Source organism: Actinomycetes bacterium (genome assembly GCA_035489715.1).
In the GTDB taxonomy this organism is placed as follows: domain Bacteria; phylum Actinomycetota; class Actinomycetes; order JACCUZ01; family JACCUZ01; genus DATHAP01.
The window spans coordinates 1-8,910 of sequence record DATHAP010000049.1 but is presented as its reverse complement, the minus strand read 5'-3'; the positions used below and the strand labels follow the sequence as shown (position 1 = coordinate 8,910).

10 protein-coding genes are annotated in these 8,910 nt (G+C 73.3%); 2 read left to right on the top strand and 8 right to left on the bottom strand.

The genetic code is table 11. The features are described 5' to 3' along the window. The coding region (locus VK640_04380) for a histidinol-phosphate transaminase (GenBank protein ID HTE72422.1) at positions 1-754 on the bottom strand (754 nt) is incomplete at its 3' end. A gap of 56 nt (positions 755-810) precedes the next feature. After that, on the bottom strand, positions 811-1,380 hold the full coding sequence (locus VK640_04375; protein ID HTE72421.1) for a hypothetical protein: 570 nt from the start codon (positions 1,378-1,380) through the stop codon (positions 811-813). A gap of 125 nt (positions 1,381-1,505) precedes the next feature. Here VK640_04375 and VK640_04370 point away from each other — a divergent pair, with 125 nt between their 5' ends. Continuing rightward, entirely contained in the window at positions 1,506-1,847 is a 342-nt protein-coding gene (locus VK640_04370; GenBank protein HTE72420.1) for a TfoX/Sxy family protein, read from the top strand. A 22-nt stretch (positions 1,848-1,869) separates the two neighbouring features. On the opposite strand, the gene VK640_04365 is transcribed toward VK640_04370, so the two are convergent. Continuing rightward, positions 1,870-2,997, bottom strand: coding sequence for an NAD(P)/FAD-dependent oxidoreductase (locus tag VK640_04365; protein ID HTE72419.1), 1,128 nt, complete (start codon positions 2,995-2,997; stop codon positions 1,870-1,872). 49 nt (positions 2,998-3,046) lie between these two features. After that, a complete protein-coding gene (dnaB, locus tag VK640_04360) occupies positions 3,047-5,410 on the bottom strand; it encodes a replicative DNA helicase (protein HTE72418.1) in 2,364 nt (787 codons plus the stop codon). A gap of 375 nt (positions 5,411-5,785) precedes the next feature. Here dnaB and VK640_04355 point away from each other — a divergent pair, with 375 nt between their 5' ends. After that, the gene (locus tag VK640_04355) at positions 5,786-7,111 is read left to right on the top strand and encodes an MATE family efflux transporter (protein ID HTE72417.1); all 1,326 of its coding nucleotides are present in this window, start codon (positions 5,786-5,788) and stop codon (positions 7,109-7,111) included. Between the two features lie 48 nt (positions 7,112-7,159). Here the strand turns inward: VK640_04355 and VK640_04350 are convergent, their stop codons facing one another. The 4 genes from VK640_04350 to ssb form a co-directional block, all read right to left on the bottom strand. Next, complete coding sequence (locus VK640_04350; GenBank protein HTE72416.1) at positions 7,160-7,681, bottom strand: DinB family protein; 522 nt, start codon at positions 7,679-7,681, stop codon at positions 7,160-7,162. Between the two features lie 116 nt (positions 7,682-7,797). Then, positions 7,798-8,244 (bottom strand): 50S ribosomal protein L9, encoded by a 447-nt coding sequence (gene rplI, locus VK640_04345; protein ID HTE72415.1) that lies wholly within the window; start codon positions 8,242-8,244, stop codon positions 7,798-7,800. Positions 8,245-8,258: 14 nt separating this feature from the next. Then, the gene (gene rpsR, locus VK640_04340) at positions 8,259-8,495 is read right to left on the bottom strand and encodes a 30S ribosomal protein S18 (GenBank protein HTE72414.1); all 237 of its coding nucleotides are present in this window, start codon (positions 8,493-8,495) and stop codon (positions 8,259-8,261) included. Between the two features lie 75 nt (positions 8,496-8,570). Next, positions 8,571-8,910 (bottom strand): single-stranded DNA-binding protein (ssb, locus tag VK640_04335; GenBank protein HTE72413.1); only part of this gene is annotated, 340 nt, incomplete at its 5' end.

The window sequence follows — 8,910 nt, the reverse complement described above, 5'->3', positions numbered from 1 at the left end:
ACGGGACGGCCGTCTTGCGCAGCGCGTCGGCGACCGGCTCATGGGCGACGGCGAAGCCGACCCGGAGACCGGCCAGGCCGTACGCCTTGGAGAAGGTGCGCAGCACCGCGACGTTCGGCCGGTCGCGGTAGACGTCGATGGCGTCGGGCACCTCGGGGTCGCGGACGAACTCGCGGTAGGCCTCGTCGACGACGACGAGCAGGTGCGCCGGGACGCGGTCGAGGAAGCGCTCGAGCTCGGCCCGCTGGACGGCGGTGCCGGTCGGGTTGTTGGGCGAGCAGACGAGGACCAGCCGGGTGCGGTCGGTCACCGCGTCGGCCATCGCGTCGAGGTCGTGGTGCTCGTCGGCACGCAGCGGCACCCGGACGGAGGTCGCACCGGAGACCTGGACGACGATCGGGTAGGCCTCGAAGGACCGCCACGCGTGGACCACCTCGTCGCCCTCGGTCGCCGTGGACTGCACCACCTGCTGCAGCACGCCGACCGACCCGGTGCCGGTCGTGACGTGGCTGACGGGCACCCCGAAGCGGTCGGCGATCGCCGCCGTCAGAGCGGTCGCGAACATGTCGGGGTAGCGGTTGAAGGTCTCGGCACCGTCCCGGACCGCGGCCAGCACCGAGGGGAGCGGCGGGTAGGGGTTCTCGTTGGACGACAGCTTGTACGCCGGGGCGCCGTCGCGGGCCGCGGCCGGCCGGCCCGGCCGGTAGGTGGGGATGCCGTCGAGTGCCGGCCGCAAGCGGGGGTTGCCGTCCATGCCACACACCCTAGGCATGACTCACGGGGCACCCGGCGCCGACAGGTGACGGGACGTCAGCGCGGTGGCAGCTCGAGCGCGACGAGGCAGGCGCTCGGGTCTTCGTGGTAGCGCGCTACGAGCTCGGCGGTCGCCCGGTCGAGCCGCTTGTGCAGCGCCTCGCGGTAGGACGACAGCACGCTCTCGGCGGAGGTCAGACGGCGCGTCAGGTCGGCACGGCCGGCCTCGTCGGTGCCGGCCGCTCCGCTGGCCCACAGCTCGGGCAGGTGGGGGAGGATCGGCATCCCGCCGTCGGGGTGCAGCGACAGGATCACCTGGCGGCCCATGGTGCCCCGCTGCTCGGTGAGCGCGTCGGCCAGGGCGATCCGGTCGCCGAGCGCCGAGGGGGTGCGCAGCAGGTCGCGCCGGGCCTGCACCAGCCGGCGCCAGTACGACGTGCGCAGCTCCTCCTCGAGCAGCGTCCGGCGGTAGGTCCGCAGCCGCCGGAGGTCGAGGTGGGCCAGCTCCGGCTGCCGCTGCGGGGGCGGGCGCAGCGTCGTCGCCGGCACCGCGCGCAGCGGTGCCACCGGGAGGGCGTCCTCGGGACGCTCTCCGGCGAGCTCCGCCACCGGGCTGATCGATGTCACGTCCCGGTCATCGACGCGTCTCGCTCTCCGCTTGACGCGTCTCACCCGAAGGGATGAGGCCACAATGCCCTGGGGCCGGTGCGACCGTTCGCGGCGGCCTTGCAGCGCGACCACGAGGAGCCCGGATGGCCTACGACGAACGGCTTGCCGAGCGGCTGCGGGCCACGACGGCCGACCTGCTCGGCCCAGGCACCCCGGTTGTCGAGAAGAAGATGTTCGGCGGCCTGGCGCTGATGGTCGGCGGGAACATGGCCTGCGGTGTCTACCAGGACGCCGTCCTGGTGCGGGTCGACCCGGCCACGTCGGCCGACGTGCTGACCGAGCCGTCAGTCCGGCCGTTCGACATGGGTCGCGGCCCGTCGAAGGGGTGGGTGCTCGTCGACCCGGCGGGTGTCGCCGACGACGCCGACCTGCGGCGGTGGGTGGAGCGCTCGACGACGTACGTCCGGACGCTCCCGCCGAAGTAGCCGCTGAGTCCGGAGTAGCCGCTCAGCCGCGCTCGGCCAGCGCTCGGCCGACCCGACGCGCCTCGAGCCCGATCTCGCGCAGCAGCCCGGACAGCTCGGCCTTGATGCCGACGAAGTGCAGCCCGCGCGCAGCCGGGTGCTGATCGGCGCTGTGCACCGTTGGCACCCCGCGCCGGTCCAGGACGTCGAGGTGGCCGACCACCGGCTCCAGCCCGGTCGTGAAACCGGTCGCCGCGACCACCGCGTCCGGTCTGCTGCTGCTGCCGTCGGCGAGATGCACCGTCGGGCCGTCGACGGACACCGTCGCCGGCACCACCCGCACTCGCCCGGTGCGCACCGCGTCGACGATGCCGGTGTCGAGGATCGGCACCGTGCCGGTGCGGCGGAAGGTCGAGTAGGGATCAGCCGACCGGGGCAGCCCGTGCTCGCTCAGGTCGGGGACGCTGATCCGGCGCAGCGTCGCGGTGAGCGGGTCCATGAACCGCTCCGGCACCCGCTTCAGCGCGATGCCGAAGACCTGGCTGGGCACGCCGAGCGTGTCGCGCCGCACGATGTTGGGCGGTGTGCGCACCGACAGCGTCACCTCGGCGCCGACCCGGAGCAGGTCGAGCGCGATCTCGGTCGCCGAGTTGCCGGCGCCGACGACGAGCACCCGCTTGCCGGCGTAGGACGACGGCTCGCGGTAGTCGGCCGAGTGCCGCAGGTCGCCGGTGAAGGTCTCGACGCCCGGCCAGGCAGGCCGCCGCGGCGTGTGGCTGTAGCCGGTCGCGACCACCACGCGGCTCGCCGTGCGGTCACCACGGTCGGTGCGCACCAGCCAGCCGCTGTCGTCGCCGTCGCGGTCGATGCGCGTGACCGTGGTGCCGAGCTCGGGCCGCAGCGAGCGCTTCCGGGCGTACGTCGCGAGGTACTGCACCAGGTCGTCGCGCGCCACCCACTTGCCGTAGGACCTCGGGATCGGCACCCCGGGCAGACCGGACAGCCACCGGACGGTGTGCAGGTGCAGGCTGTCGTAGCGGCCCGCCCACGACGCACCGACCCGCTCGGCCCGCTCCAGGACCTGGACCTCTCGACCGCCCTCGCGCAGCGCCGCGGCGGTGGCCAGCCCGGCCGCTCCGGCGCCCACGACGACGACCGGTGCCTGGCTCACCGCTGGAGCGTGCCACAACCTGCCACGGTGCCCGGCCCGGTCCGTCGGATCAGCTCTGTGCCATGTCGACGAAGCGGGAGTAGTGACCCTGGAACGCGACCGTGATCGTGGCGGTCGGCCCGTTGCGGTGCTTGGCGACGATGAAGTCGGCCTCGCCCGCCCGGGGTGACTCCCGCTCGTAGAGCTCCTCGCGGTGCAGCAGCACCACCATGTCGGCATCCTGTTCGATTGATCCCGACTCGCGGAGGTCCGACATCTGCGGCTTCTTGTCGGTGCGCTGCTCGGGACCGCGGTTGAGCTGGGAGATCGCGATGACCGGGACCTCGAGCTCCTTGGCGAGCAGCTTGAGCGCCCGCGAGAACTCCGAGACCTCCTGCTGGCGGCTCTCGACCCGCTTGCCGCTCTGCATGAGCTGGAGGTAGTCGATGATGACCAGCTTGAGGTCGTTGCGCTGCTTGAGCCGGCGGCACTTCGCGCGGATCTCCATCATCGACATGTTGGGCGAGTCGTCGATGAACAGCGGGGCGTTTGACACCTCGCCCATCCGCCGGGCCAGCCGCGTCCAGTCGTCGTCGGTCAGCTTGCCGGTGCGCATGTGGTGCAGCGCGACCCGCGCCTCAGCCGAGAGCAGGCGCATGGTGATCTCGTTGCGGCTCATCTCGAGCGAGAAGACGCAGGTCGTCATGTTGTGCTTGATGGCAGCGGCCCGGGCGATGTCGAGCCCGAGGGTCGAGTTGTGCGTGGCGACCATGGTCCGCCCCGCGAGGTAGAGGTGGTCGTCGCTGTCGACCTCGACGCACCGCACCGGCACGCTCGGCACCCGGCGCACGTCCACGACGGCCCGGCCGCCGAGGGTCCCGGGGCGCGCCGAGCGCCGCTCCTTGTGCGCGAGGCGCCGGCCCTCCACCCGGAACACGTCCTGGTCGCTGCAGAACGCGATCGTCGCCAGGGCGGCGGCCGGGGCCCGGCCGTCCACGGCCGCGGGAGTGCTGGGAGTCGAGAGCCCGCACTCGTAGCCGAGCGACACGACGAGCTCGCGCAGATCACCTGCCAGCCCGGCCGGCAGGCCCGGCACCTGCACGCAGCCGGACGCGGTGATCCGGCCGAGCCGGTCCAGGACTCCGGCGAGCAGCGCACGCCGCTGGTCCTCGTCGGCTCGCAGGTAGCCGGCCGGCACCCGGAGGCCGGGGCCGACGAGTGCGCCGACGGTGCCGTCGACCACGGCCGGGTCGACCTCGGACTCGACGTACATCGCGATCTCGTCGATCTCGTCGATCTCGTCTGCATCGGCGGCCGCGTAGACCGCTGCGGTGCCGTCGGCCGGGTCAGCGCAACGGGCGCCGAGCCAGGACCCGACGACGTACGGCGGGAACGGCAGGTCGGCCGGCGGGAGGGAGAGCGGAGCCGACAAAGGGACCGTGTGGTTGAGCCGGCGCTCCTCGCCGCGGCTCCCGCGGCGGCCGGACTCGGCCCACAGCGTCGCGGCGAGCTCGCGGGTGGTGCGGACCGCGGTCGACCCCGCGACCGTCGTGGTGCACCACTGGTGCTCCGCGTCGGCCACGACGACCGCACCGTCGGAGAACTCGACCTCGAGGCAGGGCCGCCCGCGCATCACCTCGGTCGCGGCGACGACCCTGGTCGACCGCCCGTCGGCGCCGAGCAGCAGGTCGCCGACGGCGACCTGGCCCATCGTGGTCCACCCCGTGGGGGTCGGGAGCGGGGTGTCGAGCGCCAGCGCCTTGCCGACGGCGGGCCGGGCCGCGACGACGATCATCTGGCCGGGGTGCAGCCCGTTGGTCAGCTCGTCGAAGTCGGCGAAGCCGGTGGGCACCCCGACCATCTCGCCGCCCCGCGAGCCGATCGCCTCGATCTCGTCGAGCGCGCCCTCCATGATCGCCGACAGCGGGAGGTAGTCCTCCGAGGTCCGCCGGTCGGTGACGCCGTAGACCTCGGCCTGGGCCGCGTCGAGGATGTCGTCGGCGTCGCCGTCGCCCGCGTAGCCGAGCTGCACGATCTTGGTGCCGGCCTCGATCAGGCGCCGCAGGATCGCCGTCTCGCGCACGATGCGCGCGTAGTAGCCGGCGTTGGCCGCGGTCGGCACCGACTGCAGGAGGTTGTGCAGGTACGGCGCGCCGCCCACCCGGCCCATCTCGGCGCGCTTGACCAGCTCGGCCGCGACGGTGACCGCGTCAGCCGGCTCGCCGCGGCCGTAGAGGTCGAGGATCGCCTCGTAGACCAGCTCGTGGGCCGGCCGGTAGAAGTCGGGCCCCCGCAGCACCTCGACGACGTCGGCGATCGCGTCCTTGGACAGCAGCATGCCGCCGAGCACCGACTGCTCCGCGGCGAGGTCCTGGGGCGGGGTGCGGACGAGCGACCCGGGACCCCCGGTGTCGGGCAGCTCGACGATGCTCACTCGCGGTCCGCCCCTTCCGCCTGCCTCGCGCCTCGCGGACGCATCTGGGTCCGCTGTCGCCCCGATGGAACCGTGGGGGTTGGACACAAACCCTGCCGGTGCGCCGCGGGAACGTTCGGCAACTCCGACCGATGCACCTGCTTGCCCTGTGCACAGCAGGTGGAGATCTCTGTGGACCGACCCTCGAAGCGTGTGCACCCGCTGTGGACGACGTGTGGACACGTCACCCCCGCGAGGTGCGGACGGGCGGGTGGGGTGCAGTGATCTCGTGCACCGGCTGTGGACCGCAGAAAGTCCGGCCCGCTGTCTACGATGCGGACAGTGCGACCGACATCCGGACCGGCCGACCGGGCAGCCGACGACGGCGGCCACCGGCTGCGGCTCCGGCACCCGCACGACCGCGAGATCCTGCGGCTCGCTCTGCCGGCGTTCGGCGCGCTGGTCGCCGAGCCGCTGTTCCTGCTCGCCGACTCGGCCATCGTCGGCCACCTCGGGACGCCCCAGCTGGCCGGCCTGGGCATCGCCGGGGCGGTGCTCGCGACCGCGGTGTCACTGTGCGTGTTCCTGGCCTACGGCACGACGGCGTCGGTCGCCCGGCGGGTCGGCGCCGGCGACCTGCGGGCCGCGATCGCCCAGGGTGTCGACGGGCTGTGGCTCGCCGCCGGGCTCGGTGCGCTGCTCGCCGTCGTGGGACTGCTCGCCGCGGTCCCGCTGGTCGACGCGTTCGACCCCTCGGCGGCCACGGCCGGCTACGCGACGACGTACCTCCGGGTGTCCGTCACCGGCCTGCCGGCGATGCTCGTCGTCCTCGCCGCCACCGGCGTCCTGCGTGGGCTTCAGGACACCCGCACACCGCTGGTCGTCGCCACCGTCGGCGCGGTGGTCAACGTGCTGCTCAACCTGGCGCTCGTCTACGGGGCGGACCTGGGGGTCGCCGGGTCGGCGCTCGGTACCGTGCTGACGCAGGTCGGGATGGCCGCCGCCTTCCTCGTCGTGGTCGTCCGCGGCGCCCGCACCCACGGCTCGCCGCTGCGCCCCGACCGGGCCGGCATCCGGGCCGCCGCGAGTGCCGGCGTCCCCCTCGTGGTGCGCACCGCGACGCTGCGGGCGGCGCTGCTCGTGACGACGTACGTCGCCGCGTCGATCGGCACGGCGGCCGTGGCGGCCCACCAGGTCGCGTTCACCATCTGGCTCTTCCTGTCCCTGGCGCTGGACGCCGTAGCGATCGCCGGGCAGGCCATCGTCGGGCGCTATCTCGGGGCCGGAGACGCCGCAGGGGCCCGGTCTGCGACCCGTCGGATGGTCGAGTGGGGTGCTGCCGCCGGTGCGCTGCTCGCGGTCGTCGTCATCGTGCTGCGCGCCGGCTACGTGCCCTTCTTCTCGCCCGACCAGGACGTCCGCGACCAGCTGTCGGCGGTGCTGGTGGTCGCGGCGCTCTTCCAGCCGGTCTGCGGCGTGGTGTTCGCGCTGGACGGCGTGCTGATCGGGGCCGGCGACGGTCGGTACCTGGCTTGGGCCGGCGTGGGGACCCTGCTCGCATACCTGCCGCTGGCCGGGCTGGTGCTCGCGACCGACGGTGGGCTGGTGGCGCTGTGGTGGGCGTTCAACGGCTTCCTGCTCTCCCGGCTGGTGACCCTCGTCTGGCGCTGGCACGGCGACGCCTGGCTGGTGACCGGGGCGGAGCTGCCGCGTCGGACCTGACAGCGGTCACCGGGCATTCCACTCGGTGGTTCGCTCGGCGGTCAGGACTCACTCACCGGTGCGGCCGTCGAGCGCCTGGCGCAGCAGGTCGGCGTGGCCGTTGTGCCGGGCGTACTCCTCGATCATGTGCAGCGCGAGCGCCCGGATGTCGATGGTGTCCTCACCCCGCCGGTGCCGGTAGGTGAAGGTGTCGTCGTAGTCCTTGGTCGCCAGGATCGCCCGGGCCGCCTCGACCTCCGCGGCGTACGTCACGAAGTCCTCCGCCGCGCGCGCGGGGTCGAGGTCGTCGAAGGCGACGTCCCACTCGCCGTAGATCCGGGCGACGTCGTCGCCGGCGACCCGGTCGCGGAACCAGCTCCGCTCGACCTCCGCCATGTGCCGGACGAGGCCGAGCAGCGACAGCGTCGACGGCGGGCAGGCCCGCCGCGCGAGCTGCTCGCCGGTCAGGCCGCCGCACTTCCACAGCAGCGTCGCGCGGTGATAGTCCAGCAGCTCCTCGATCGCCTGCCGCTCCGGCGCGACGTTCGCCCCGCCGGGGCGCTCCACCTCAGGTGCCGTCCACTCGGTCATGGCACCGGAACCTACCGGCGCCCGGTGTCGCCGACGGCAGCGCCGCGGACCCAAGAGCCCCGCAGCGCTGTCGCTGCGGGGCTCTGGCGACGTACGTCGCGCAGGTCGGTGTGGCCTCAGGCCGGGACGACCTCGACGGACACGGCCGCGGTGACGTCGGGGTGCAGCCGCACGGTGACGGTGTGCGCGCCGACGGTCTTGATCGGCTGGCCGATCTCGATCCGCCGCTTGTCGACCTGCGGACCACCGGCCTTGCTGACGGCCTCGACGATGTCGGCGACGGTGACGGCGCCGAACAGCCGGCCCCCCCCGCCGGCCCGCACCGGGATCTTGACCGACAGCGACTCGAGCTCGCGCTTGATGCCGCCGGCCTGGCTGGTGTCACGGACCTCACGGACCTCGCGGCCGCGCCGGATCGAGGTGATCTGCTTCTCGCCGCCGCGGGTCCAGCGGATCGCCGCGCCGCGCGGCATCAGGTAGTTGCGGCCGTAGCCGTCCTTGACCTCGACGACGTCGCCGGGGCCGCCGAGGCCGGAGACCTCCTGGGTGAGGATGAGCTTCATCGTGGTCACTCCCCTCAGCGGGCGGTGCTGGTGTAGGGCAGCAGCGCCATCTCACGGCTGTTCTTCACGGCCGTGGCGACGTCACGCTGGTGCTGGGTGCAGTTGCCGGTGACCCGCCGGGCGCGGATCTTGCCGCGGTCGGAGATGAACTTCCGCAGCAGCCCGGTGTCCTTGTAGTCCACGTAGGAGATCTTCTCCTTGCAGAACTGGCAGACCTTCTTCTTGGGCTTGCGGGGCGGTGGCTTGGCCATCGTGGTGCTCCAGACTCTGGATGCCCGGCTCGGTGGTGGCCGGGATGGTCAATCGGGGGACAGGTCAGGACGGGATCAGAAAGGTGGCTCGTCGGAGGTGCCGGGTGCGTTCCACCCGCCGCCACCGCCACCGCTGCCGGCTGAAGCCGGGGCGGCCGGGGCGGCCGACGCCCAAGGGTCGTTGTCGACGGCACCGCCGCCGAACCCGCCGCCACCGCCGCCGCGCTGGGTCTTGTTGACCTTCGCGGTGGCGCTGCGCAGGCTAGGGCCGACCTCGTCGACCTCGACCTCGTAGACAGTGCGCTTCTCGCCCTCCTTGGTCTCGTACGACCGCTGCTTGAGGCGGCCCTGCACGATGACCCGCATGCCGCGCTGGAGCGACTCGGCGACGTTCTCCGCCGCCTGGCGCCAGACG